We start from the raw sequence: 24,690 nt of genomic DNA, 5'->3' as shown, positions 1-24,690 counted from the left end.
GAGAACACGATGAAAACCCTAAAATTAGTCTCAGCGATCGGTTTATTGGTATTTGGCTCATTCATCATGACAAGTGTGTCTGCCGCCAGCATTCCCGAAGATAAAATTGATACCCTGCGCCAAGCGCCTATCAATGTCGAGCCTACGCCACCTGCGATGCAAAGTGTGCGTAATACCGATGTGAAGGAAGTGCGCAGCTATCCTATGCAACCACCGGTGATCCCACACAAGATCGACGGCTATCAGCTTGATCTTAAAGTGAACAAGTGTATGGCTTGCCATGCTCGTAGCCGCATTGGGGATTCGCAAGCACCTATGGTCAGCGTCACGCATTTTATGGACAGGGACAATAACTTCTTAGCCGAGTTATCGCCGCGCCGCTATTTCTGCACTCAGTGTCATGTGCCGCAGTTAGATGCCAAGTTACTGGTCGAAAACGACTTTGTGGATATGGAACATCTGATCAAAGCCAACACTGAGCAGAAAAAACACTAGGAGTTAGCATGTTAGATAAACTGAAAAAAATCTGGCAGGTACTCAATCGTCCGAGTGTGCATTACAGTTTAGGTTTTTTGACCTTAGGTGGTTTTGTGGCTGGCGTGATTTTCTGGGGCGGATTTAACACTGCCCTAGAAGTGACCAACCAAGAAGCTTTCTGTATCGGTTGCCATGAGATGGAAAATAACGTCTATCAAGAGTTACAGACGACGATTCATTTCACTAACCGCAGTGGCGTGCGGGCGACGTGTCCTGATTGCCACGTACCGCATAACTGGACCGATAAAATTGCCCGTAAGATGCAGGCATCTAAGGAAGTGTGGGGTAAGGTTTTTGGGACGATTAATACCCGTGAGAAGTTTGAAGATAAGCGTCGTGAACTGGCAGAACATGAGTGGGCAAGGTTAAAGGCCAATGATTCGCTCGAGTGTCGTAACTGCCATAACTTCACTTACATGGACTTTACTCGCCAATCACCCAGAGCGGCGCAGATGCACTCAACGTCACTGGCAAGCGGCGAAAAGACCTGTATCGACTGCCACAAGGGGATTGCTCATCATCTCCCTGACATGGCCGGTGTGAAGGGGTTTTAATCTAGGGCGCAGTGTTTATCCGTGTGACTTAGCCTTGCTAAGTTGGACAACTCCAGCAAAAGGCCAAGCGTACTCCACGCTTGGCCTTTTTATTTGCACGTCACTATTTTTTAGGGATGCTTCAATAGGGTGTTATTCAGTCCGATTAGCGCGCTACAATCTGACTGAGATAGTCTTGCTTGTATGAGAGGTGAAGAGATCATGATGGAAGATCAACCGCAACTTGAAAAACTGTTAGAAGATATTTTATGTACCAGCCCGAGTCTGTTTGAAATAGTGCAGGGGGTGCGACAGGAGGTCAAAACCGCCGCTACCACATCGTCGCGGGCCATTACTGAAGCCGTTAAGTACGGCGGTATACTCTTTAGCACCAAAGCCAGTTTTGGTGGTGTGTTTGCCTATAAACAGCATGTTTCATTGGAGTTTAGCTTAGGCGCGAATCTTAGCGATCCACATCAGGTACTTGAAGGCAGTGGCAAATTTCGTCGCCATATTAAGTTGGTGTCAATCGATGATATTGCTGCCAAGCGAGTCGCGGAATATATTGCGCAGGCGTTGAGTCTGGCGGATTAATGGTTGTTTAGCCGCATGATGTGACTAAAAACGGACGAACAAAAAAGGAGCTGAATATTCAGCTCCTTTCGTTTTGCTAAGGCTTAATAGAGATGTCTTAGCTATGCAGTCCCAAGTTAAGGGAGATTAGAAGTTCGCAGTGCGCGGTGCACGTGGGAAAGGGATAACATCACGAATGTTGTTCACGCCCGTCACGTAAGATACTAAACGCTCAAACCCTAGACCAAAACCTGCATGTGGCACTGTGCCATAACGGCGCATATCACGGTACCACCAGTAATCTTCTTGGTTCAGATCCATTTCGGCTAGACGCATATCTAGCACGTCTAAACGCTCTTCACGTTGAGAGCCACCGATGATCTCACCGATACCTGGGGCTAACACGTCCATCGCGGCAACAGTTTTACCGTCATCGTTTAAGCGCATGTAGAAGGCTTTGATATCTTTTGGATAGTTCTTCACTACCACAGGGGCTTTGAAGTGTTCTTCGGCTAAGTAACGCTCATGCTCAGAAGATAAATCGATACCCCAAGACACAGGGAACTCGAAGGTTCTGCCACAGTTTTGCAGAATTTCAACCGCATCCGTGTAATCCACTTGAGCAAAATCGCTTGAAACGAAAGATTGCAGACGGTCGATCACAGTCTTATCAACGTGCTGGGCGAAGAAAGTTAAATCGTCCATACGCTCAGTCAAGACTGCATTGAATGCGTATTTCAACATAGCTTCGGCAAGGCCTGCGATGTCGTTTAAGTTAGCGAAGGCGACTTCAGGCTCAACCATCCAGAATTCCGCTAAGTGGCGGCTAGTGTTTGAGTTTTCAGCACGGAAAGTCGGGCCAAAGGTATATACTTTTGACAGTGCACAGGCGTAGGTTTCAGCATTCAACTGGCCTGATACGGTCAGGAAAGCTTCTTTACCGAAGAAATCTTTATCGTAATCGACTTTACCCGCTTCAGTACGCGGCAGGTTTTCCATATCTAAGGTCGATACGCGGAACATCTCACCGGCGCCTTCGCAATCTGATGCTGTGATAAGTGGGGTCGATACCCAAATAAAGCCTTCTTCGTGGTAGAAGCGGTGAATCGCTTGGGATAGACAGTTACGTACGCGGGCAACGGCACCAATAATGTTAGTACGTGGGCGTAAGTGCGCTAATTCGCGTAAATGTTCAATTGAATGACGCTTAGCGGCCATTGGGTAAGTGTCTGGATCATCAACCCAGCCAGCGACTTCAAGTTCAGTCACTTGCAGCTCAAATGCTTGGCCTGCACCAGGAGATTCCACCACGTCGCCTGTCATCACAACAGAACAACCCGCAGTCAGCTTTAACACTTCGTTGTCGTAATTATCTAAGCTATTGGGCACGACACCTTGGATAGGATTAAAGCAAGAGCCGTCGTAAACAGCTAAAAAAGAGATGCCGGCTTTAGAGTCACGACGGGTTCTGACCCAGCCACGCACTGTGACTTTAGAACCGACGGCGTGCTCACCTTTAAATACAGATGCGACAGATGCAATGCTCATTGTTGCTTAATTCTCCAACGAAACGTTTTATATGAAAATTTTGGAGGTTTATATTACCTTGCTGGTGGCTTTTCTCAAGCTGAAAAAGGTATCCTGAGGTTAATAATATCGATATTGAGCGATATAGTGAGTTAAACGGCGGGAGGCGGTATGAGCAAGACTAGAATATTTCAAATTATCCTTGCGACCTTATCCATTTTAGGCTGGGCAATAGCCGTCTATGCGCTATTAGTGTTTAGTGATGCAAGGCCAGACCGTGAAGTTGGGGCCTATTTAACCCGTGGCGCGACATTTAGAGTCCATTGGGATCCACATGAAACCCAATTATTGCAGTATTTGATTTGGGTTTGTGGCGGTATTAGTTTGGTCAGTTTAGCGTTTAACTATTATGTCGCCCACCACAGTCGTATGGGTTATTGGTTTAATATTCCCATGTTGCTGTTAACCTCTATTGTCGCCGGTTTGTATATCCACTTGGTGGTTTAAGTTAGCCATTATTTGGCTAATTTAACAGTTTGGCTTTTTTAACGGTTTAGCAATGGCAAGTGAAGTCAGAGGATATCGGCAGGAATGCTTAATTGGCGGCACAGATGGTCGATAATCGCGGCAGTCGCACCCCAGATAAACCGTTGTTGATAGGGAATAAAATGCACGCTGTAATAGCGCCCTTGGCGTAAAAAGCGTTTTTGGTGGCGATTATTCGGTTCAATAAAAAAGCTTAATGGCACGGTAAAGCAATCGGCGACCTCACCGGGATCGAGTTTTAAATCAAATGCCTGCTTGATAATGCCTATCACAGGAGTGATTTCAAACCCTGTGAAGGTATTATGGGCTGGAAACGTGCCCACCACGTCGACGTTATGCCTTGAGAGTCCAATTTCCTCTTCTGCTTCCCTTAACGCGGCCGCAATCGCATCAATATCATAGGGCTCAATTTTACCGCCTGGGAAACTGATCTGCCCCGGATGGGCGCGCAGATGCATAGGTCTTTGGGTTAAAATTAGATTCAGCTCACCGTTCATCTCCAGCAGTGGGATCAAAACCGCAGCTTTGCGCAGTCCAAGGTGAGGGAATGCCGCCGGATCTTGCCGCGCTAACGGGTGCAGATTAAATCTGAGTCTAAATTCCGCTTGATCCATCGACGTTCTCGTTACTGTTTAGTATTAAAGCTTACGGCTTTTGTGACGCAGCGCCAAGCAAAGGTAAAATACGGCTGATCTTATCAAAGGTTTCTTGGTATTCAGCATTCACTTCTGAATCCGCCACTATGCCGCCGCCCGCCCAGCAATAGAGTTTCCCCTGCTCAGCCACAATAGTGCGAATGGTAATACTGGTATCCATTTGACCGTCTTGGCTGATATAACCCATAGATCCACAATAAAGGCTGCGCCGTGAAGGTTCGAGCTCTTCGATAATTTCCATGGCTCGAATTTTCGGTGCGCCGGTAATTGAGCCGCCGGGAAACGCCGCGCGCAGTAAATCACTCGCCGTGAATCGGCTATCAAGCTTGGCAGTCACCGTACTGACTAAGTGATGCACGGCAGGAAAACTTTCAATCTCAAATAGATGCGGTACACGTACTGAGCCTGCTGCCGCCACTTTGCCGATATCATTACGCAGTAAATCGACAATCATGACATTTTCGGCACGATCCTTTGGTGAGTTTGCCAGTGTATTGGCGGCTTTAACATCTAATGCGGGATCGGTATGACGCGGCAGCGTGCCTTTGATAGGTTTGGTTTGAATATCGTCACCGCGAAGCTGAATAAAGCGCTCGGGTGAAATCGATAAAATCGTGTTTTGCGGCAGACGCATAAAGGCCGAGAAGGGTGCTTTATTGGCATTGCGCAGTTGGCTATAGGCTGACCATTCATCGCCTTGATAATGGGCTTCGAATCTTTGGGTTAAATTTATTTGATAGCAATCACCGCTGTGTAAATAGGCTTGAACTGCTGCAAATTTTGACGTGTATTGGGCTTTATCGATTTGTGCTGCCCATGGGCTAGTGAGCATGAATGCGGCGGAATTTGGCTTTTTGGCGATTTTATCTTGAATTTTATTCAATTCAATATCGAGTGCTACTTCACCTAAATAATGCAGCAAATGCCAACACTGGTCTTGGTAATCAAAAACTAACGCCCAGTCGTAAAAGCCGATGTTCATCTCTGGCAGTTGTATATCTTGCTTGGCCGTTATCGGCAGGGATTCAATTCTGCGGCCTAAATCGTAGCTAAAACTGCCCATTGCGCCACCACTAAAGGGCAAATCGCAATCAAAAGATTTTGAATACCAATGGGTTAATAAAGTGTTGAGTAACTCGAAGGGATCACGGTTTGAGTCTATTGCCTCGGGTAAGCTCAAGTTCGTATCGATGAGCTTTATATCGCTACGCTCGCCCTGAGTCACTAACGTTGCGATAGGATTGGCGCAAATGATGTCGAATCTGGCGTCTTGATGCGGCGCGTTCGCCGAATCTAACAGAATTGCCCAAGTGTCATTTGCAAAGTGTTCGAACAGTGCTGCGGTACTTAATGTCCAGTCAAGTTGGCGTGATGCAAGCTGTTTTGACGCCCTAATTGCCATCGATTAACCCTATTCAAAATGTGATGTAGCCCAAAAAGATGTGAAAGAGTATCATATTGGCCCAGAAAGAATTAAACAAAAACAAGTTAGGCCGCAAAGGCTGCTGGAGCGCTCCTACTATGTCATCTCACCATAAAATGTCTGAAACTTCTGTGATTAAACAAGCCGACTTTATTGAAAGTGTGGCGGATGCTTTGCAATACATTTCTTATTACCACCCGAAGGATTTTGTTGATGCCATGAGCCAAGCTTATGAGCGTGAACAAAGTGCGGCGGCGAAGGATGCAATTGCCCAGATCTTAATTAACTCGCGTATGTCGGCCGAAGGTAAGCGTCCTCTGTGTCAAGACACTGGGATTGTGACCACTTTCGTGAAAGTGGGCATGGGTGTCCAATGGGACAAAACCGATATGACGATTCAGGAAATGGTCGACGAAGGTGTTCGTCGTGCCTATACCAATCCTGATAACCCACTGCGCGCATCAATAGTGTCAGATCCTGCGGGCAGCCGTAAAAATACCAAAGATAACACGCCATCTGTGGTGCATATCGACATGGTGCCAGGCAACCACATCGAAGTGGCGATTGCAGCCAAAGGCGGCGGCAGTGAAAACAAAGCTAAGATGGTGATGTTAAACCCATCTGACGATATCGCTGCATGGGTAGAAAAAACGCTACCGACCATGGGCGCGGGCTGGTGTCCACCGGGTATGCTGGGTATAGGCATTGGCGGCACAGCAGAAAAAGCCGCCGTATTAGCCAAAGAAGCGCTGATGGAAAGCGTGGATATCCATGAGTTGATGGCCCGTGGCGCGCAAACGACCGAAGAAAAGCTGCGTTTAGACATTTTTGAGCGTGCGAATAACTTAGGCATAGGTGCACAAGGTCTTGGCGGTTTAACCACAGTGTTAGACGTTAAAATCAAATCGGCGCCCACCCACGCGGCGTCAAAGCCAGTGGTGATGATCCCGAACTGCGCGGCTACACGCCACGTACATTTCCATTTAGACGGTTCAGGTCCTGCGGAATTAACGCCGCCATCATTGGCCGATTGGCCAGAAATCACCCGTGAAGTGGGTGATGATGTGCGCCGCGTGAACTTAGATACTGTGACTCAAGCGGATATCGAGCAGTGGAAAAGCGGTGAAACCATTCTGCTGAGCGGTAAAATGTTGACTGGTCGTGATGCTGCCCATAAGCGCATTCAAAGCCTGATTGAAAGCGGTGAAGGTCTGCCAGAAGGCGTGGACTTTACGGGTAAATTTATTTACTACGTTGGCCCAGTTGATCCAGTTGGCACTGAAGTTGTCGGTCCTGCGGGCCCAACCACAGCAACTCGTATGGATAAATTCACTGACTTAATGTTAGAGAAAACGGGCTTGATGGGCATGATAGGTAAAGCTGAGCGCGGCCCTGCGACAGTTGAATCGATCAAAAAACACAAAGCGGTATATCTGATGGCCGTTGGCGGCGCTGCGTATTTAGTGTCTAAAGCGATTAAACATTCTCGCGTCGTGGCCTTTGCTGATTTGGGCATGGAAGCGATTTACGAGTTTGATGTGCAAGATATGCCAGTGACTGTGGCTGTGGATTCAAACGGTGTGAACGCCCATGAAACTGGCCCTGCAATTTGGAAAGTGAATATTGCTAACGCGAAAGCGTAAAGGTTGGGATGCAGCGGATTGAACTTGATGGTTTTTTAAGCAAAATAGCTTAAGTTTGAGTTCTGATATCTGTTCTTGAGGTAAAACGCTGCGCCACTGACATTTTGTCACAAAAAAATACGCTCAGGTTCGCCATTTGGCTTGCCTGAGCGTTTTTGTTTCGATAGTGTGGCAAGCTTATCTTCGAAAGATACGATCTCAGATCGTTTTTTAACATTCGTGCGGTTGCAACTCAGTAGAACTATTGCAATTTCAATAGAACCCTTGCAATGATTGGCGCAACTATCGAACCAGTTTAACCAAAGACGGACATAACAATGAAAATAGCTCCTCTCCTATTGGCGCTCGGCGCTGCAGGACTGGCGTTATCAGCCCAAGCGGCCGATCCAACGCCTTTTACTGTGCAACAACTCATTAAACTCAATAAGATGCACTCTGCGACTGTGTCCCACGATGGCACTAAATTAGTTTATGGTCTTAAAACGGTAAACGATAAGGGAGAGGCCAGCTCGGATCTGTATCTATTAGATTTGATAGACACGAAGGCGAAACCACTACAATTGACCTCTGCCACGGGCACTGAGCACGATGTGAGCTTCGCCAATGACGACAAGTCGATTTATTTCCTTGCTAGTCGCAGTGGTTCAAGCCAGTTATTTCAACTGCCATTAACGGGCGGTGAAGCGGTACAAGTTTCTGATTTACCTTTGGATATTGATGGCTACAAATTATCAAACGACGGTAAACAAGTTGTACTTAGCATGCGGGTATTCCCCGAGTGTAAGGACTTAGCCTGTTCAAAGGATAAATTTACCGCTGAAGCTGAGCGTAAATCGACTGGCCGTGAATACAAGCAGTTAATGGTTCGCCATTGGGATACGTGGGAAGACCACGCCCGTAATCATTTATTTGTGGGCGCTGTAAACGGTGAGAAACTCACTAGAGTAGTGGATGTGACTCAAGGTTTAGACACTGAAACGCCGCCAAAACCTTTCTCGGGTATGGAAGAAGTAACTTTCACCCCAGACGGTAAGTTTGTGGTTTATAGCGCGAAAGCCCCCAGCAAAGATCAAGCTTGGACCACTAACTATGATTTGTGGCAAGTGCCAGTGACAGGCGGCACCGCAACCAACTTAACCAAAGACAATCTTGCATGGGATGCGCAGCCAACATTTTCGAGCGATGGTCGTTACATGGCCTATTTAGCAATGAAAAAACCGGGTTTTGAAGCAGATCGTTACGGCATTATGCTGCGCGATACTAGCACAGGCCAAACTAAAGAAGTGGCGCCATTATGGGATCGCAGCCCAAGCTCACTGATGTTTGCTCCTGACAATCGTACTTTGTATGTGACGGCACAAGACTTAGGTCAAGTCTCTATTTTCCAAGTGAATACCCAATTTGGCGATGTACGTTCTGTCTACAGTGATGGTACGAACAGTTTAATTGCGGTCACTAACGAACAACTGATTTTCGATAGCAAAACCTTAGTTGAACCGGGCGATCTCTATAGCATTACGACTGAAGGTGAAGGGCTTAAACGTCTGACCGAAGTGAATAAAGACAAATTGGCCGAGATCAAGTTTGGTAAGTTTGAACAGTTCAGCTTTAAAGGTTGGAATAACGAAGACGTTTACGGTTACTGGATCAAACCGGCGAACTTCCAAGAAGGGAAAAAATACCCAATTGCCTATCTCGTTCACGGTGGGCCGCAAGGTTCATTTGGTAATGCCTTCAGTGGTCGTTGGAATGCCCAATTATGGGCGGGTGCGGGTTATGGCGTCGTTATGGTGGATTTCCACGGCTCTACCGGTTACGGCCAAGCCTTTACTGATTCAATCAGCCAAGATTGGGGTGGTAAGCCATTAGAAGATCTGCAAAAAGGCCTAGCAGCGGTGAGCCAGCAACAAAAATGGCTCGATCCGCAAAACACCTGTGCGCTCGGAGGTTCTTACGGCGGCTACATGATGAACTGGATCCAAGGTAACTGGAACGACGGTTTCAAGTGCTTAGTTAACCACGCGGGTCTGTTCGATATGCGTTCTATGTATTACGTGACCGAAGAAGTGTGGTTCGCAGAGCATGAGTTTGGCGGCACTTATTCAGATAACAAAGCGTTATATGAGAAGTTTAACCCAGTGAATTATGTTGAAAACTGGAAAACACCCATGCTGGTTATCCACGGTGAGAAGGACTTCCGCGTCCCTTATGGTCAAGGTTTAGCGGCATTCAGTTTTATGCAGCGCAAAGGGATCCCATCAGAGTTATTGATTTTCCCTGATGAAAACCATTGGATCTTAAAACCTGAAAACTTAGAGCAATGGTATGCTAATGTCTTCGGTTGGATGGACCGCTGGACTAAGCAATAACGACCCGTGCGTTTATGGGCTTTGCACCGACGAAAGCCCATAGAAGCAAGGCTCGCCCGATAGGGTTATCATCGGCGAGTTGACTATTAGAGTGTTTTAAGCGGAGCGCTTTAAATAAGCTAAGCGTTTTCAATTAAGTGCACTTTGTTCAGCGTTTTAACAAAGCCAGAACTCTGTTCTGGCTTTTTATTATGTCATGAAATGTTTTTAATCAAGGAGTTAAGATGAACATTCGAGCCGCAACCTTAACTGACATCCCTGAAATAAGCGTATTACTCACTCAATTAACCCAAGAATTTATCGCCCCAACTTGCACTGCTGAGGGCGCTGCAATCTTAGTCAATGCCATGTCGATAGAGGCGATTGGTAGCTACTTTGCTATGGGTTATCAGTACCATGTCGCCATAACGGACTCAGGCCAACTCGCAGGCGTGGTGGGGATGAAGGCGAATAGTCACTTATACCATCTCTTTGTCGCCTCCCATGCGCAGGGGCAAGGCGTGGCGCGAATGTTGTGGGAACATGCCAAAGCTCAATGTTTAGCCCAAGGCAATTCGGGCATATTTACCGTGAACTCGGCGCTGAATGCGCAGGCTGTGTACTTAGGCTTTGGCTTTGTGCCCCTTGGACCCGAGCGAGAACGCGGCGGGATCCGCGATATTCCCATGCAGCTAGTGCTTTAGGTTGACTGTACTTATTTATCATCCGAACACGAGCACTATCATTCGACTGAATAGTAATTCAACGAAAAAGCTTGAGCGAAAAGAGCTTGAATAAAAAGAACTTTACCGAATAGAACTAAAAATAGAGGAATTATGGCAAATTTAACATTTTATCCCATCGGCACCGTAGGCGAAAAATGGGGCGAGGCTGAAAAAGCTGCATGGCTTGCAAGCGCCAAAATCAAGCGTTCGTATCAGGACGATGTCGTGACGCCACTCAAGGCGATGGAAGCATCACTCTTAGCACTTGGGCTTGCCGTTGTGCAATATGGCGCCTTATCGATTAATGCCGCTCGTTACCCCTTGCTTGCGGTTAAGTCAGCGTCCTTCGATCCTCAAAAACTGACAGTATTAGTCACAGGTGGCGTGCACGGTTACGAGACCAGCGGTGTTCATGGTGCCTTGGCATTTTTAGTGGATAAGGCGGCTCATTATGTTGATCGCGTCAATCTTGTGATCGCCGTGTGCGTGAGTCCTTGGGGTTACGAAACCATCAACCGTTGGAACCCTAAGGCTATCGATCCTAATCGCTCATTTTATGCCAACAGCCCAGCAGAAGAATCGGCGGCCTTGATGGCTTTAGTTGCTTCCGTTACTTCAGTTGAGCAAGGTTTTGATGTGCATGTGGACTTACATGAAACCACTGATTCAGATGAATTAGAATTTCGTCCAGCACTTTGCGCCCGTGATGGTAAGGAGTACGTCAAAGGAACTATCCCAGATGGTTTTTATGCTGTGGGTGATACCGAAAACTCAATGGATGCCTTTCAGAAAGCCATTATTGATGGTGTGAGTAAAGTGACGCACATTGCTCCTGCCGATGAGAAAGGCGAGATCATTGGCTCGACTGTGGTGCAGCACGGGGTGATTAACTATCCGCTTAAGTCATTAGGGCTTTGCAGCAGTGTCACTGGCTGTATCTATAACACAACGACAGAAGTGTACCCAGATAGCCCAACGGCCACGCCAGCTGAGTGTAATTTGGCGCAGGTTGCGGCAATCACTAGTGCCATCGATTATGTGCTGGTGCAGCGTTAGTTGCTTTTTAGTGATGATCAGTTTAGTGATGAACAGTCGAATTAACGGTTAGTGAAGCAATTTTACGTTTTATATCCACGGTTTACATCACGGTAAAACTCGCAATAAATCATGCAATAAAAAGCCCTCATTCGAGGGCTTCTTCATTTATGTCGCGAGGCTTTTACTAAGCTCGTGCCTAGCATTGGCAGATAGTAACCTAGTTGTTGTCGCTATAGTCACGGCCATAGTAGCTATCGAGGAACAGTTGTTTCAGCTCGTTAATCAATGGGTAACGTGGGTTGGCACCGGTACATTGATCATCGAACGCATCTTCGGCTAATTCATCTAACTTGGCGAGGAAGTCGGCTTCGTTGACACCGGCTTCTTGGATAGAAGCAGGAATGCCAATCGTCTTCTTGAGGTGTGTGATTTTCTCAAGCAATTTTTCGACTTTTTCTTCATCCGTCTTTCCGCCTAGTTTCAAGTGATCTGCGATGGCAGCATAACGGCACAGGGCTTTTGGCCTGTCGTATTGGCTAAAGGCCGCTTGCTTAGTGGGCAGATCCGTTGCGTTAAAGCGTATTACGTTGTTGATCAGCAGCGCATTGGCTAGGCCATGGGCGAGATGGAACTCGGCGCCCAGTTTGTGTGCCATTGAGTGGCAAATCCCAAGGAAAGCGTTAGCAAAGGCGATACCCGCAATAGTGGCGCCATTGTGGACCTTTTCACGGGCGACAGGTGATTGTGAACCCAAGTTGTAGGCATCGGGTAAATATTTGCACAGTAAGTCGAGGGCTTGTAGCGCTTGGCCATCGCTGTACTCATTCGCCATCACGCTGACATAGGCTTCTAATGCATGGGTCACCGCATCTATGCCACCAAAGGCGGTGAGGGATTTAGGCATGTCCATCACAAGATTTGGATCAACAATCGCCATATTGGGCGTGAGTTGATAGTCGGCAATCGGGTATTTTTTACCGGTAATTTCGTCTGTCACTACCGCAAAAGGTGTGACTTCTGAGCCAGTGCCTGAAGTCGTCGGAATTGCCACCATCATGGCTTTGGTGCCCATTTTGGGGAATTTGTAGATACGTTTACGAATGTCCATAAAGCGCAATGCTAGATCGGCAAAATCCACATCTGGATGCTCGTACATTACCCAAATAATCTTAGCCGCATCCATTGGTGAGCCGCCGCCGAGCGCAATTATCACATCGGGTTTAAAGCTTTGAGCGACCTTAGCGCCTTGACGGACTATGGCTAAGGTGGGGTCGGCTTCAACATCGTAAAAAATTTCGGTTTCAAGGCCTTGGGCTTTTAAAATCCGCATGGTTTCATCGCAATAACCGTGGTTGAACAAAAATCTGTCTGTGATGATTAAGGCGCGCTTTTTATCGCTCAGTTCTTCGAGCGCGATGGGTAAACTGCCGCGGCGGAAATAGATAGATGCAGGAAGTTTATGCCACAACATGTTTTCGGCCCTCTTAGCGACGGTTTTTTTATTGATCAGATGACTCGGGCCAACGTTTTCTGAAATCGAGTTGCCGCCCCAAGAACCACAACCTAAAGTGAGCGAAGGTGCCAGTTTGAAGTTGTACAGATCGCCAATACCACCCTGTGAAGCTGGGGTGTTGATCAAAATACGTGCTGTTTTCATTCTAAAACCAAAGGCATGAACACGTTCTGTTTGGGTATCTTGGTCGGTATAAAGCCCTGATGTGTGGCCAATGCCGCCGAGCGCGACTAAGGCTTCGGCTTTATCCATAGCATCGTTAAAGTCGATGGCGCGGTACATGCCAAGTAATGGCGATAATTTTTCATGGGCGAAGGCTTCGCTGTCGCAAATGTCGGTGACTTCACCAATCAACACTTTTGTCCAGTGCGGCACTTCAAAGCCCGCCATTTGCGCGATACTGGCGGCGCTTTGGCCAACGATATCGGCATTTAAGCCACCATTTTTTAAAATGACCTGCTGCATCGCCGCGGTTTCATCCTTCGACAGCATATAGCCACCGTGGGTTGCGAAACGCTCTTTAACCTGCTCATAAATACTGTCGACCACAATTACCGCTTGCTCTGACGCACAAACCACACCGTTATCGAAGGTTTTTGACATGAGAATCGAACTGACCGCGCGTTTGATGTCGGCGGTTTCATCGATAACAATAGGCGTGTTACCCGCACCTACGCCAATAGCAGGTTTACCGGAAGAGTAGGCAGCTTTCACCATACCAGGGCCACCCGTTGCGAGGATTAAATTGACCTTAGGGTGAGTCATTAATTGATTTGATAGTGCAACGCTGGGTTCATCAATCCAACCAATAATGTCTTTGGGTGCGCCCGCGGCTATGGCAGCATCAAGCACTAATTTTGCTGCGGTTGTGGTTGAAACTTTGGCCCTAGGATGGGGCGAGAAGATAATTGCGTTACGGGTTTTAAGGCTGATTAAGGCTTTAAAAATGGCAGTCGATGTGGGGTTCGTGGTGGGGACTATGCCACAGATGATGCCTACGGGTTCAGCAATGGTAATAGTACCGAAGGTGACATCTTCAGATAAAATTCCGCAGGTTTTTTCATCTTTATATTTGTTATAAATGTATTCGGAGGCAAAGTGGTTTTTAATTACTTTGTCTTCAACTACACCCATGCGGGTTTCTGCGGCGGCCATTTTGGCCAGCGAGATACGCGCATCGGCAGCGGCAAGGGCGGCTGCACGGAAAATTTTATCGACTTGCGCTTGGCTGAATGTCGCATACTCGGCTTGTGCTTTCGCCACTCGCTCGACCATGAGATCCAGTTCTTGTGCATTGGTCACTGTCATGATTAATACTCCTAAAAAGATTTAGTGAATCAAGGCATTCACTAAATCCTCTTTATGGTAGAAAATTACACCTAAAGCCGCGTTGAAAGTGTGATATCAACGACAATATCGTGCTTTTATGTAATAAAACTACACTTAGGGTAACTTGTTTGTTTAAAATTGCGCTGAAAATGCATCGGCTTCGATAACTAAATATTATTCGAAGTTGTGATTTAACCTCAAAAATCTCATTTTTCAGTCAATAGCGCTTGAGATACTATACTTGCCCTCAAGCTTATTTTGATGAAGACGGCGTGACACGCACATAAGGATAGTCCCTTGGAGTTAACTCTTTACGTTAAATTTTTTCTTGGCCTCGTTGCCATCATTAATCCGGTTGGCTTGTTGCCTGTGTTTGTGAGCTTAACGAGCCATCAAACGGAGGCTGAGCGGAATCACACGGGTAAAGTAGCGAACTTTGCGGTTGTGGTGATTCTCTTAGTCACGATTGTGGCGGGGCAGCACATCCTGAATATGTTCAGCATTTCGTTATCTGCCTTTAGAATTGCTGGTGGCAGCCTGATTGCCATTATTGCGATGTCAATGTTGCAAGGTAAGTTAGGTGAAGTGAAGCGTAACCAAGAGGAAGACCGCGAATCCTCGGCGATGGAATCTGTGGCGGTTGTGCCTTTGGCTTTGCCACTGATGGCGGGACCTGGCGCTATCAGTTCGGTGATTGTCTTTGCCGCTGAGCATAATTCATTGTCGAACATTATTGCGATGTTCATTACTGTGATAGTGTTTGGTTTAGTCAGTTTTGGCCTGTTTAGAATGGCATCTATCATTTATAAGATCCTCGGCAAAACGGGTATTAACGTGATTACCCGTCTCATGGGACTCTTGATGTTATCTATTGGTATCGAAGTCATTGCGGCTGGTGTGAAGGGGTTATTCCCACAGCTTTTCAGTTAGAGTCATCTTCAGTCACAGTATTAAGTGTTCCTTTCTCTAGAAAAACGCATTGGAATTTTCAATGCGTTTTTTATTTCTATCTGATCCTTGTTTGACGTTTCTCAAGTTTGCTCTGCGATTAGCAAAATCTAAACAATTGATGGAATATGGGGGAAATCCTCGTTTATCAGGATATTAGCTTGTGCAATTTCAATAAACCTTAGTCGTCCTACGGTTGATATTATGCTATACCTAGTGTTCGGTATTTGGATCTAAAACTAAGTTTAAAAGGATATTTCTATGAAATGGCAATGGATTGGTAATCTCAGTCTAAAACAAAAATTATTAATGGTTGTCTTGCCTCCACTGTTAGCCTGTTTTTTATGTGGCACGCTTTACCTCATTGAAAAATATGAATATAGAAAAGATTTAACCTTAGTGGTGCAATTAAGCGAGCTAGCCGTCACCAACAGTAATTTAGTGCATGAGTTACAAAAAGAGCGCGGCATGAGTGCTGGATTTATTGGCTCAGCAGGAAAAGCGTTTGCGGGTAAAATACCTGATCAAAGACAATTAACGGATACGCAGCTCGGCCTCTATCAGCGTTTTATCACTGAGAATCATCTGCCGGAGATATTTGCCCCAAAACTTAGAGAACTAAACGCTCAACTCGGGCGTTTAAATGCAATCCGCTCGCAGGTGGATAGTTTAAGTATCAGTGTCGCCGATGAAGTTGCCTATTACACTGAGTTAAATAAGTTATTACTGACAATAGTCGATGAAACCGCAAAAACGGGTGCTAATCAAGAAATCGCCATTAAAGCGACGGCTTTTAGTGCTTTTTTGCAATTAAAGGAAAGGGCGGGGATTGAAAGGGCGGTACTCAGCTCAACCTTTGGCCAAGCTGGATTTAAGCCTAAGGTTTATGCCAAATTTATCACTTTGGTTTCGGAGCAAAATACATATCAAGAGCGTTTTTTAGCGCTAGCAAATTCTGATTTATTATCCTCGTTTAACCGTTTACAGAGTTCAGCTGCAATGCATGACGTTGAGCTGTTACGTCAAATCGCATTCGAGCAAGATAATCAAAAAATCCTGCAACAAAGTCCCGAAGAGTGGTTCAGTAAATCGACCGCGCGGATTGAGCTATTACGTGAGTTTGAACAGCAAGTCTCGGCAGATTTACTTAATACCACCCATGAAAGATTAACCTTAGCGAATGAGAAAATGTTCTTAGTGCTCGCGACCTTAATCTCAGTATTGGCGATAGTCTTGATATTGAGTCTATCTGTTATCCGTTATTTGCATGACAGTGTGCATCACTTATATTCGACCATCACGCAAGCCCGTAAACATTACGACTTAAGTGTGCGTCTAACTCACTCTAGCTCCGATGAATTCGGTGAACTCGCCATCGCCTTTAACGACATGATGAGTGATTTTGAAAAAGTGATCCTACATGTACGTTCCAGTGGCGCTAAATTGCAACAAGCTGTGGCGCAAATGGATCTCTGTACCCATGCCATGGAGCAAGATGTGATGGCGGGCCACAGTGAGGCAGAACAAGTGGCCTCCGCTATGACAGAAATGAGTGCAACAGTGGCCGAGATTGCCAGCAATGCAGTGCAGGCATCCGAAGCGTCTTCCGCCGCCAATATAGAGGCTAAAGAAGGCAACCTCGAAGTCGGCCGAACCAGCAAAGCGATCAAAGCGTTAGCCGACGATATTAGTGGAGCTTCTAAAGCCATTAACGATTTAGACCGTGAAATTCACGGCATAGTGGTAGTGCTTGAAGTGATCAGCAGTATTGCTGAGCAAACTAATTTACTCGCGCTTAATGCCGCCATTGAAGCTGCTCGCGCAGGGGAAATGGGTCGCGGTTTTGCTGTAGTTGCAGACGAAGTCCGAAGTTTAGCGCAGCGCTCACAAACCTCGACCTCTGACATTAAAAATATGACAGATAGATTGAAGGCGGGAGCGAGCATTGCAGTAAAAGCCATGGACAGAGGATTAGCTCAGGCTAATAGCAGTGTCCATGAAGCTGAACAGGCAGGTATCGAATTGAAACGTATTGTGGAGCAAGTAGACATTATTGACCGCATGAACGAGCAAATTGCTACAGCAACCCATGAGCAATCGGCGGTATCCGAAGACGTAAATCGTAATGCACTGAAGATCAGTGAGATTTACCTTAATACTCAAAGGATCTCCGATGAGCTTAGGGAGCTGACCAAAGCTCTGACGTTTGACGCGAATTCAATGTCAAAAGAAGTGCACAAATTTACCGTCAATTAACGGTATAAAACGGTGAAAAGATTCAAGAAATCACGGCGGTTTGTTTAGCAATTGTGCAACCGCCTGAAACTGAGTCTTTTTTACTTGACCCCCTTTAGGCTTTTGCGTACAGTACCGCTCCGTTAACGATGAAAGCCTCTCGGCAAGGCTATACGAAATCGTTAGTGATTCTTAAACGTGAAAGATTAACCACGCTAACATAAATCGACATATGGTGAGGTGTCCGAGTGGCCGAAGGAGCACGCCTGGAAAGTGTGTATACGGTAACGTATCGAGGGTTCGACTCCCTCTCTCACCGCCAAATTCTTAAGCAAAAACAGTGACTTACGAGTCGCTTTTTTGTTTTGGGAACTATTTGGGATCCAAATGTGGATTTTAATATAGTTGTTTAGCCTAAAATCTCCCTTCCAATCATTTTTTTCCGGTTTTACCTTAGTGATATTCTTTCACTCATTTAGCACTTATCTACCCATCTTAGGCATACAGGCAGTTGGTATGTTATCAAGTGTAGGTGTGTAAAAAATCATCTATGTTAGTTCGACAATTTCTAGAATTATTTGATGGGGTAAAAACAACTGAAATGTTGCTTAGCTAATGTGAAGGGAAGAACAGTTGAAATGTTGAAACCAGCATTGTTCCGGTGATTTTTTAGAACCTTAATAATGCTGGATATTGGCATGCTTATTTTATCTAATGTAAGCAGCTCTATAGTTACCCTTGAGCGGTTGTGAACCGTTCAAAAATAGAATTTATCTTTTGGGATGCGCTATCTCGTTCTACTTTGTTTGGAGATTTATTGTCATCCCAAAACCACCGCCTCTGGCGGTGGTGATTGTTCCTTGAGGCTATAGCCTGAATTACGCCCATGCTAAAAGAGACTTCTTATTCACCACAAGTAAGAGGAAACGAAAAGCATGGGCGATTATAGAAGTTCATCACATGTTTATTGGCGTTGCAAATATCATATTGTTTGGACTCCGAAGTACCGTTTTAAAATATTAAAAGGAAACCTTGGTAAGGAGTTATACAGGTCAATTTATATCCTTTGCAATATGAAGGGTTGTGAGGTTTTAGAATTAAACGTTCAGATAGATCACGTTCACTTGGTAGTCATAATCCCGCCGAAGCTGTCAGTATCAACGCTGATGGGAGTATTGAAAGGAAGAAGTGCGATAAGGCTATTCAATAAATTCCCTCATGTACGTAAAAAGCTATGGGGCAATAGCTTTTGGGCCAGAGGTTATTTTGTAGATACAGTAGGTGTTAATGAAGAAATCATTAGACGATATGTGCGCCATCAAGATAAACAAGATCAGGAAGATGAGGCTCAATTGTCGTTGCAGATGATGTAGGTTCTTGGAATAGCCCCTTCCAGGGGCAAGTCAAAGCCGCCTTCTAAGAAGGCGGATTCTTTACTCCATTTAAGATAGTGTTTCTCTGTTGTTAAGACGCTTGCATGGCCGAGTTGTTTTGAAATGTACGTTTGATTAGCACCTTCATTTAATGCTAAGGATGTAAAAGTGTGTCGGCAATGGTTTGGTTTTGTCTTGCTGACGTTGATAACCTTCAGAAAATGATAAAAATCTTTTCTAAATTTCTGTTCGTTTTGATAGCTTGTTTGTGTATCCATGCATAGCAAGACGAATCGGACATTTTCTTGTTTGATTTGTTTATAATCTGCACCAAGAGTCTTGATTGTTTGTTGAGGTGATAGTTCATAGAACCTTTTCTTTATTTCATTCAGCATCCAAAGCGCAGGATCTAAAATATCGACTTGACGAGATTCGACGCCTCTTACTTTTAAGGTTTTATATTTTCCATCTACTCTCGCTCTGCGGATGGTAATAATTCTTTTTTCTAAATCAATATCCTCCCAAGATAAACCCATTAGCTCTGAAAACCTGAGCCCTGCGCAACAATTGAATAATATAATAAGTGCAATCATTGGGTTAATAGAAATACTATTCTGAATTTTGTTAAGATCCCCGATCGTGAATAATTTTTCAGTGATTGTGCTATCGCCATGACCCTGCTTAATTTTCATTCTTCGTAAATTGATCGGCGACTTTACTAAATCACCGTTGTCGACGGCATTTTGTAAGAGTGTATCCAGCAGCCTGATCGTCTCATTCACTGTTTTCCATGCCAACGTAGATAATTGTTCGTTACGAAACTTAAAGACATCATTTGAGTTAATTTCAAGTATATTTTTTTCACCAATAGCCAATGAGATACGCTTAAAGTGACCTATATAGCTTTTGACTGTAGCGGGAGCCAAGGTGGGATAGTGGTTTTTTGTATAGTTTTCTATTAAGTCATTAATAGTTAAAGGGACTTTGGTATTATTTCTTTTATAATTAGCGAACGCGAGTTCCAACTCAGCTGGCGATAACTTCCGCCATCCATCTAACTTAGATATCACGGAAACAATTTCTAGAGATGTAAGGCCCACATACAGTGTTTGTTTATAAGTCCTGTTTTGTCGTTTAAACACAGCTCTTAACGAATTACCATGTACTTCAATATTTTTAATTTGATGCTGATTTATTACCCCTTTTGCTTCAGCAGGTGTTAGTTGCACTGTATTTAAAGGAAATTGTTTCACTGTGCTTAATTCCCTTGTTCATTGATTAATACGTCAATTGCTTCGTAGTGAAACATATTCGTACCATCGAATTTCTTGTAATGAATCCCTTTAATCAGCACCTTACGACGAATTTTGCTCTTAATTGCGTTATAAGTTAACCCTTTGTAACGTTCCAAAATTTCTGCAGTGACCCATCCTAGTTTTTGAGACATATCTTAACCTCGCATTTTGTTGGTATGAGGTTATTGTCATCGAAGTGATTTGGCGCTGAAAATTTTGATTATGCTTTCTTTGCTTTTTATTTTTGTAACCCAAGCTTCATAGTTTTTTTTATGTTGCTGATTTTTAATTATTTTGTTTTGACTTAAGGTTTGTTGTCGAGCCAGGCAACACTACTGATATTTAAAAAAAATATTTTTGAATTGACTACTTTTTAGGGCAGTTCTTGGAGTGATTATTTTGTTTAGGAAGGAATTTAAGCTGAGTTTCACAGTGAATATTCCTTTTAATATCATTAATTTAAGTTAATATCAAGGTGTATTTCATACTTTGGATAGACCAGATGTTAATGACTGTTGAGCAAGCGAAATTGTTTTGTAAGAAAAAAAATATTAAACATCTAGATATTCGCTCAAGTACCTGCGTCCGAATGATGTTTAAACTTAACTCAAAACTATACCGTATGGCATTGGATGATGTTGAGTGCACCGAACAAGGATTGTTACGCGCATCAGTAATCGTTAGTGACTTGAAAAATCTAGCAAAATATAATCATGAGCAATTTTTGAAGCAACTTGATAATTATCATTTCATTCGAGAGGAACAGCTTGAAGCTAAATTCTTCAATCATTACATTGACGCTTTTTTGAATGCGAAAAGGATAACATTAGCGCCATGTACGATTAAAAACTACGAGAATACGATTCTGACGCATATCGTGCCTCGCTTTGCAAATGATGCAGTTGATAAAATCAAGCCGTTAGATATTGAATCATGGATGAATACTAAACTAGCGTATTTGAGCAACAAAACGATTAAGGAGATTTTAAGCATTTTAAATCAGATATTTACCTTTGCGCTGTTGGATGAGGCAATATCGGTTAATCCGCTGGATAGGTTAAAATCGACTAACGTTACAAATCTCAAAGTATTAACGCAAGTACCAGATCCATTCTTAGCCGAAGAGATAACCCAAATAGCATCAGTGGCCACAGATAGACAATCTGAAGTCAATATGATCATTTGTAATTGCTTTCTCGGTCTAAGGGTCAGTGAGTTGATGGCGTTGGCATGGGAAGATGTTGACTTAGAGAACGATACAATTCATATCTCGCGTGCAGTCGTTGAAGGCATTTACAAAAAGCCAAAAAACCTATCTAGTAACAGGCATATAGAGTTACTCCCGCAGGCAAAAACAATACTCATTGATCAGCGTGATAATTATAATTATTCTGCACTAGAAACGATTAATGTGCTTCGAGAGGACAATAAGTCTATAGAGAGGCAGCGTGTTCACTTTGTATTTTGTAATAGTAAGACTAGAAAAGCATACACTTCAGATGCCCACTTGAGACAAAGATTTTATTGTTACCACTTGAAGAAAGCTGGGATTCGTTTTAGAGGGCCAAGTCAAACGCGGCATACCTTTGCATCGCACTTAATTTCGGCAGGACTACCTTTATCCTGGGTTGCTCGGCAAATGGGGCATACCAGCATAAAGATGATCGAGAAACACTATGGTAAGTGGCTACCAACGCAAAAATACTGCATGAGAGAAATGGCTGAAAAAGCTTTCACATTTTGATTTAAATGATTGAAATTACTTAAGGTTAATATATGCCAAAAATCGTATGTGTAGACATGGACGATGTGCTTGTAAATTATACAGAAGCTGTAACCTTTAAAAAACTCCAGAAACCTGAGCAGGCATACCCTCAAGCTGAATTGGGATTTTTCAGCTGCTTAGCCCCTAAAGTAGGTGGCATTGCTGTGATGAAAAAGATGCTCGAACATCCAGAAATTGAACCTTATATAGCCACAGCGCCAAGTTTACAAAATCCATTGTGTTATATGGAGAAGCGTATTTGGGTAGAGCAACACTTAGGCATGGAATATGTCAGTCGTCTTATAATCATTCCGAACAAAGGATTGCTGAAGGGAGATATTCTTATCGACGACCACGTTGAAGGAAAGGGCCAAGAGTTTTTTAAGGGGGATTTGTGGCAGTTTGGTTCAATACGCTTTCCAGACTGGAGTGCTGTTGAGATTGAGTTATTTAATAACTTTCTCAGATGATGACGCCTTACTTAATAGTTAAGCTAACTGGCGAAAGTTGTTGGCTCGAAGTGGTGGTTGAGCCAGATTGATTTCGATGCGATTTAAATAAGGAAACTGCTTAAACATTTAGGCAGATTCCTTACTATGGTCACGGATTTCAGAGTTTTTTCTTATCTATTTCTTTGGCTTACATCTTTTCACAAGCACTATGCTGCCAATAATCATTAGCGCAATTGGTAGTAAAAATTCCATCATTTTTCCTTAACCGCCCTATAGGCGTCATTCACTAATTTGTCTGGTTAGTTACGTTGAGGTTTAGCAAAACCGGAACATCATGTACTTAAAACGCACCCATGGATCCTCGGGCTCGGGTGTATTTGCATAACGTCTATCATAGGCTAAAACACCGAAGGCGTACTTAATATGCAGTATTAACGGAGGTAAAAGGCAATTCATATCCTCAGTATAGATAAACCAGCAAAAGCACATGATGGTGATAATGCTCAAAAGGACTAAAGGTATCCATTTGGCAAGTATTTTGTCGTTTAGATGACGGCGCATAATTAGAAACCATCCCCAAATCCACTTTCGAAATCGCAGCTAAATGTGTCGTTAGGTAATGACCAAGCATCATCGCTTATGCTGCTATTACACGCCGATGTGTCGGATTCAGTAATGCCAAATGGGTTGCCATGCACATCGACTCCTGTGTTACCTATCATAGGTGTGCCATCAATGTTTACGATCGGGCCGTCGTGATTATTGTCAGTCATGCTGTTATTCCTTTAATGTGATTAAGAGTAAAGCTCCTAAATTGACATTAATGAAAAAAAGCACTTTTTCAAGCATATTTTTCGCAATGGTGGACAATAAAAATGTTGAGTGAGTTTTGTAGTTTTTCTTTCATTTTTTTATCTTGTCTCGGACTTCACACTCACATTATTGACGACATTTTAATGCTGAGCTTGCAGGTTGGCGTTAACAGAATGTGCTTTTGACGAGCAAAAATCGGTACGATTTTCTGCGACAAAAGTGCTTGTGATAACAAGAGACTATGGCGTCAATAACTAATTTATCGCTTTTGGCGCTTCCCATAGGGCACCGTCTCTCAACATCGAATTTAACGTCACCACCATCTTCCTAATACAGGCAATGATAGCCACTTTTTTAGGTTTCCCTGTGGCAACTAATCGCTGATAGGTGCTCTTAAAAACCGGGTTAGATTGTATGGCTGACATCATTGCCATATATAAAACCGTTCTCACTTGATGCCTTCCTCCTTGTATTTTTCGCATGCCTTTAAAGCGCCCGCTTTCTTTATTCATCGGTGCCACACCGACCAATGCGCTTGCTTCCTTGTTACTGATATAACCCAATTCTGGTAAGTTACTGATGATGGAAGCTGCGGCGATTTTACCGATACCTTTCATACTCTGAAGCAGTATATTTTTCGCTTGATAATCAGGGTTTGACTCAATGAGTTTAACGATTTTTATTTCAATCTTTTCAATCTGATTTTTGAACGCCGTTAAAATAGGTTTAATGGTCATTTCAAGTTCTTTTGGCAATATTTGAAGGCGGTTTTTTTCCATCGTCTGCATCACCAATAGTTGATTTCGTCTTGCGACTAAATCACTCATAGCACGCATTACATCAGGTTTTAAAGTTGATAAGGTCGGCTTAATCGCTTCGCTGTAATGCGCTATAAGTTGCGCATCAAGCTTGTCAGTTTTTGCCCGTTGACCAATGGCACCAGCAAAGCGTTTTATGTGAACAGGGTTTGCGATGACAAAAGGTAAGTTTGCCTCAGCGCAGGCCATAATGAAGGGCATTTCAAGACGACCTGTCGCTTCGATAACGATGCGCTCAGGAGTGTATTTTTTAATAGTTTTGACGGCCTCTTTAATCCCTTTTTCATCGTTCGATACAGTGAAATAGATATTGAGAGGGCGGATATAAATGTCGAGTTGAAACTTGCCAGTATCAACACCTACGTTAATGTTTTGATTAGAAGTTGTTTTCATAATAAGCTAACTCTTGCTTGCAAATGCGGGTTCGAGACCCAGTAGACTATTCGAGTATTTTGCTTGGAGTCCTTTGTCGCGTTCTTTCTTGTTATCGGTCTCTCAATAGAGGAGCCAGCGTTCAATCGAACTACGACAAGGAAAGCTTTAGTTGCAGCTAAAGCCTGGGTCTCACATTACCCGAAACTGGAAATTATTTGTAATCAG

General features: G+C 44.1%; 21 protein-coding genes and 1 tRNA gene. 14 read left to right on the top strand and 8 right to left on the bottom strand.

Translation table 11 applies throughout. The annotated features are described in order from the left end of the window. Nucleotides 1–9: 9 nt before the first annotated feature. From RA178_RS12645 to RA178_RS12635, 3 genes are all read left to right on the top strand, one after another. Nucleotides 10–495 carry a nitrate reductase cytochrome c-type subunit gene (locus RA178_RS12645; RefSeq protein ID WP_028760144.1) on the top strand — a complete coding sequence of 162 codons (486 nt, stop codon included), beginning with the start codon at nt 10–12 and terminating at the stop codon, nt 493–495. An 8-nt stretch (nt 496–503) separates the two neighbouring features. After that, on the top strand, nt 504–1,091 hold the full coding sequence (locus tag RA178_RS12640; RefSeq protein ID WP_028760143.1) for a cytochrome c3 family protein: 588 nt from the start codon (nt 504–506) through the stop codon (nt 1,089–1,091). A gap of 201 nt (nt 1,092–1,292) precedes the next feature. After that, nucleotides 1,293–1,664, top strand: a complete 372-nt coding sequence (locus RA178_RS12635; RefSeq protein ID WP_306682095.1) for a DUF1801 domain-containing protein — start codon at nt 1,293–1,295, stop codon at nt 1,662–1,664. Between the two features lie 126 nt (nt 1,665–1,790). Here RA178_RS12635 and asnS read toward each other — a convergent pair whose 3' ends face one another. Then, a complete protein-coding gene (gene asnS / locus RA178_RS12630; RefSeq protein WP_105252305.1) occupies nt 1,791–3,191 on the bottom strand; it encodes an asparagine--tRNA ligase in 1,401 nt (466 codons plus the stop codon). A gap of 150 nt (nt 3,192–3,341) precedes the next feature. Between asnS and RA178_RS12625 the strand changes: the two genes are divergently transcribed. Next, nucleotides 3,342–3,677, top strand: a complete 336-nt coding sequence (locus RA178_RS12625; RefSeq protein ID WP_113939548.1) for a hypothetical protein — start codon at nt 3,342–3,344, stop codon at nt 3,675–3,677. Nucleotides 3,678–3,742: 65 nt separating this feature from the next. Here the strand turns inward: RA178_RS12625 and RA178_RS12620 are convergent, their stop codons facing one another. Both RA178_RS12620 and pabB read right to left on the bottom strand, forming a co-directional pair. Beyond that, complete coding sequence (locus RA178_RS12620) at nt 3,743–4,330, bottom strand: CoA pyrophosphatase (protein WP_261272768.1); 588 nt, start codon at nt 4,328–4,330, stop codon at nt 3,743–3,745. Nucleotides 4,331–4,361: 31 nt separating this feature from the next. Next, nucleotides 4,362–5,774 carry an aminodeoxychorismate synthase component I gene (gene pabB / locus RA178_RS12615; RefSeq protein ID WP_306682092.1) on the bottom strand — a complete coding sequence of 471 codons (1,413 nt, stop codon included), beginning with the start codon at nt 5,772–5,774 and terminating at the stop codon, nt 4,362–4,364. A gap of 119 nt (nt 5,775–5,893) precedes the next feature. Between pabB and RA178_RS12610 the strand changes: the two genes are divergently transcribed. The 4 genes from RA178_RS12610 (at nt 5,894) to RA178_RS12595 (ending at nt 11,567) form a co-directional block, all read left to right on the top strand. Then, nucleotides 5,894–7,438 (top strand): fumarate hydratase, encoded by a 1,545-nt coding sequence (locus tag RA178_RS12610; protein ID WP_306682090.1) that lies wholly within the window; start codon nt 5,894–5,896, stop codon nt 7,436–7,438. A gap of 317 nt (nt 7,439–7,755) precedes the next feature. After that, nucleotides 7,756–9,807 carry a S9 family peptidase gene (locus RA178_RS12605; protein ID WP_306682088.1) on the top strand — a complete coding sequence of 684 codons (2,052 nt, stop codon included), beginning with the start codon at nt 7,756–7,758 and terminating at the stop codon, nt 9,805–9,807. A 224-nt stretch (nt 9,808–10,031) separates the two neighbouring features. Then, on the top strand, nt 10,032–10,490 hold the full coding sequence (locus tag RA178_RS12600) for a GNAT family N-acetyltransferase (RefSeq protein ID WP_131525170.1): 459 nt from the start codon (nt 10,032–10,034) through the stop codon (nt 10,488–10,490). A gap of 132 nt (nt 10,491–10,622) precedes the next feature. Further along, nucleotides 10,623–11,567, top strand: a complete 945-nt coding sequence (locus RA178_RS12595) for a M14 family metallopeptidase (RefSeq protein WP_306682086.1) — start codon at nt 10,623–10,625, stop codon at nt 11,565–11,567. A gap of 199 nt (nt 11,568–11,766) precedes the next feature. Here RA178_RS12595 and adhE read toward each other — a convergent pair whose 3' ends face one another. Further along, a complete protein-coding gene (gene adhE / locus RA178_RS12590; RefSeq protein WP_306682084.1) occupies nt 11,767–14,370 on the bottom strand; it encodes a bifunctional acetaldehyde-CoA/alcohol dehydrogenase in 2,604 nt (867 codons plus the stop codon). Nucleotides 14,371–14,688: 318 nt separating this feature from the next. On the opposite strand from adhE, the gene RA178_RS12585 reads away from it, so the two are divergent. The 4 genes from RA178_RS12585 (at nt 14,689) to tnpA (ending at nt 18,947) form a co-directional block, all read left to right on the top strand. Continuing rightward, nucleotides 14,689–15,321: a YchE family NAAT transporter gene (locus RA178_RS12585; protein WP_006081420.1), complete on the top strand. Its 633-nt coding sequence runs from the start codon at nt 14,689–14,691 to the stop codon at nt 15,319–15,321. A gap of 279 nt (nt 15,322–15,600) precedes the next feature. Further along, a complete protein-coding gene (locus RA178_RS12580; RefSeq protein WP_131525173.1) occupies nt 15,601–17,595 on the top strand; it encodes a methyl-accepting chemotaxis protein in 1,995 nt (664 codons plus the stop codon). A gap of 213 nt (nt 17,596–17,808) precedes the next feature. Next, nucleotides 17,809–17,896, top strand: a tRNA-Ser gene (locus tag RA178_RS12575). 613 nt (nt 17,897–18,509) lie between these two features. Next, nucleotides 18,510–18,947 (top strand): IS200/IS605 family transposase, encoded by a 438-nt coding sequence (gene tnpA / locus RA178_RS12570; RefSeq protein WP_306682077.1) that lies wholly within the window; start codon nt 18,510–18,512, stop codon nt 18,945–18,947. On the opposite strand, the gene RA178_RS12565 is transcribed toward tnpA, so the two are convergent. Both RA178_RS12565 and xisR read right to left on the bottom strand, forming a co-directional pair. After that, nucleotides 18,923–20,200 carry a tyrosine-type recombinase/integrase gene (locus RA178_RS12565; RefSeq protein WP_306682075.1) on the bottom strand — a complete coding sequence of 426 codons (1,278 nt, stop codon included), beginning with the start codon at nt 20,198–20,200 and terminating at the stop codon, nt 18,923–18,925. The genes tnpA and RA178_RS12565 overlap by 25 nt on opposite strands. 5 nt (nt 20,201–20,205) lie before the next feature. Continuing rightward, nucleotides 20,206–20,394 carry an excisionase family protein gene (gene xisR / locus RA178_RS12560; RefSeq protein WP_014620713.1) on the bottom strand — a complete coding sequence of 63 codons (189 nt, stop codon included), beginning with the start codon at nt 20,392–20,394 and terminating at the stop codon, nt 20,206–20,208. 350 nt (nt 20,395–20,744) lie between these two features. Between xisR and RA178_RS12555 the strand changes: the two genes are divergently transcribed. Together RA178_RS12555 and RA178_RS12550 are read left to right on the top strand one after the other, a co-directional pair. After that, nucleotides 20,745–21,986, top strand: a complete 1,242-nt coding sequence (locus RA178_RS12555; protein WP_306682073.1) for a tyrosine-type recombinase/integrase — start codon at nt 20,745–20,747, stop codon at nt 21,984–21,986. Nucleotides 21,987–22,018: 32 nt separating this feature from the next. After that, on the top strand, nt 22,019–22,477 hold the full coding sequence (locus RA178_RS12550) for a 5' nucleotidase, NT5C type (RefSeq protein ID WP_306682071.1): 459 nt from the start codon (nt 22,019–22,021) through the stop codon (nt 22,475–22,477). Nucleotides 22,478–23,022: 545 nt separating this feature from the next. On the opposite strand, the gene RA178_RS12545 is transcribed toward RA178_RS12550, so the two are convergent. Both RA178_RS12545 and RA178_RS12540 read right to left on the bottom strand, forming a co-directional pair. Then, on the bottom strand, nt 23,023–23,232 hold the full coding sequence (locus RA178_RS12545; RefSeq protein ID WP_306682070.1) for a hypothetical protein: 210 nt from the start codon (nt 23,230–23,232) through the stop codon (nt 23,023–23,025). 294 nt (nt 23,233–23,526) lie between these two features. Further along, the gene (locus tag RA178_RS12540) at nt 23,527–24,483 is read right to left on the bottom strand and encodes an IS110 family RNA-guided transposase (protein ID WP_107948140.1); all 957 of its coding nucleotides are present in this window, start codon (nt 24,481–24,483) and stop codon (nt 23,527–23,529) included. Nucleotides 24,484–24,690 lie beyond the last annotated feature (207 nt).

Origin of the sequence: Shewanella oncorhynchi, assembly GCF_030848765.1 — a bacterium.
In the GTDB taxonomy this organism is placed as follows: domain Bacteria; phylum Pseudomonadota; class Gammaproteobacteria; order Enterobacterales; family Shewanellaceae; genus Shewanella; species Shewanella oncorhynchi.
The sequence above is the reverse complement of the archived record's forward strand: the minus strand, read 5'-3'. Positions and strand labels throughout refer to the sequence as shown.

Excerpts from the sequence above, each read along its gene's own strand:
- RA178_RS12545 (WP_306682070.1), bottom strand. The coding sequence starts at position 23,232 with ATGACTGACAATAATCACGACGGCCCGATCGTAAACATTGATGGCACA.
- xisR (WP_014620713.1), bottom strand. The coding sequence starts at position 20,394 with ATGTCTCAAAAACTAGGATGGGTCACTGCAGAAATTTTGGAACGTTAC.
- RA178_RS12605 (WP_306682088.1), top strand. The coding sequence starts at position 7,756 with ATGAAAATAGCTCCTCTCCTATTGGCGCTCGGCGCTGCAGGACTGGCG.
- RA178_RS12550 (WP_306682071.1), top strand. The coding sequence starts at position 22,019 with ATGCCAAAAATCGTATGTGTAGACATGGACGATGTGCTTGTAAATTAT.
- adhE (WP_306682084.1), bottom strand. The coding sequence starts at position 14,370 with ATGACAGTGACCAATGCACAAGAACTGGATCTCATGGTCGAGCGAGTG.
- pabB (WP_306682092.1), bottom strand. The coding sequence starts at position 5,774 with ATGGCAATTAGGGCGTCAAAACAGCTTGCATCACGCCAACTTGACTGG.
- RA178_RS12595 (WP_306682086.1), top strand. The coding sequence starts at position 10,623 with ATGGCAAATTTAACATTTTATCCCATCGGCACCGTAGGCGAAAAATGG.
- tnpA (WP_306682077.1), top strand. The coding sequence starts at position 18,510 with ATGGGCGATTATAGAAGTTCATCACATGTTTATTGGCGTTGCAAATAT.
- RA178_RS12640 (WP_028760143.1), top strand. The coding sequence starts at position 504 with ATGTTAGATAAACTGAAAAAAATCTGGCAGGTACTCAATCGTCCGAGT.
- RA178_RS12600 (WP_131525170.1), top strand. The coding sequence starts at position 10,032 with ATGAACATTCGAGCCGCAACCTTAACTGACATCCCTGAAATAAGCGTA.
- RA178_RS12620 (WP_261272768.1), bottom strand. The coding sequence starts at position 4,330 with ATGGATCAAGCGGAATTTAGACTCAGATTTAATCTGCACCCGTTAGCG.
- RA178_RS12635 (WP_306682095.1), top strand. The coding sequence starts at position 1,293 with ATGATGGAAGATCAACCGCAACTTGAAAAACTGTTAGAAGATATTTTA.
- RA178_RS12580 (WP_131525173.1), top strand. The coding sequence starts at position 15,601 with ATGAAATGGCAATGGATTGGTAATCTCAGTCTAAAACAAAAATTATTA.
- RA178_RS12540 (WP_107948140.1), bottom strand. The coding sequence starts at position 24,483 with ATGAAAACAACTTCTAATCAAAACATTAACGTAGGTGTTGATACTGGC.
- asnS (WP_105252305.1), bottom strand. The coding sequence starts at position 3,191 with ATGAGCATTGCATCTGTCGCATCTGTATTTAAAGGTGAGCACGCCGTC.
- RA178_RS12625 (WP_113939548.1), top strand. The coding sequence starts at position 3,342 with ATGAGCAAGACTAGAATATTTCAAATTATCCTTGCGACCTTATCCATT.
- RA178_RS12555 (WP_306682073.1), top strand. The coding sequence starts at position 20,745 with ATGTTAATGACTGTTGAGCAAGCGAAATTGTTTTGTAAGAAAAAAAAT.
- RA178_RS12645 (WP_028760144.1), top strand. The coding sequence starts at position 10 with ATGAAAACCCTAAAATTAGTCTCAGCGATCGGTTTATTGGTATTTGGC.
- RA178_RS12610 (WP_306682090.1), top strand. The coding sequence starts at position 5,894 with ATGTCATCTCACCATAAAATGTCTGAAACTTCTGTGATTAAACAAGCC.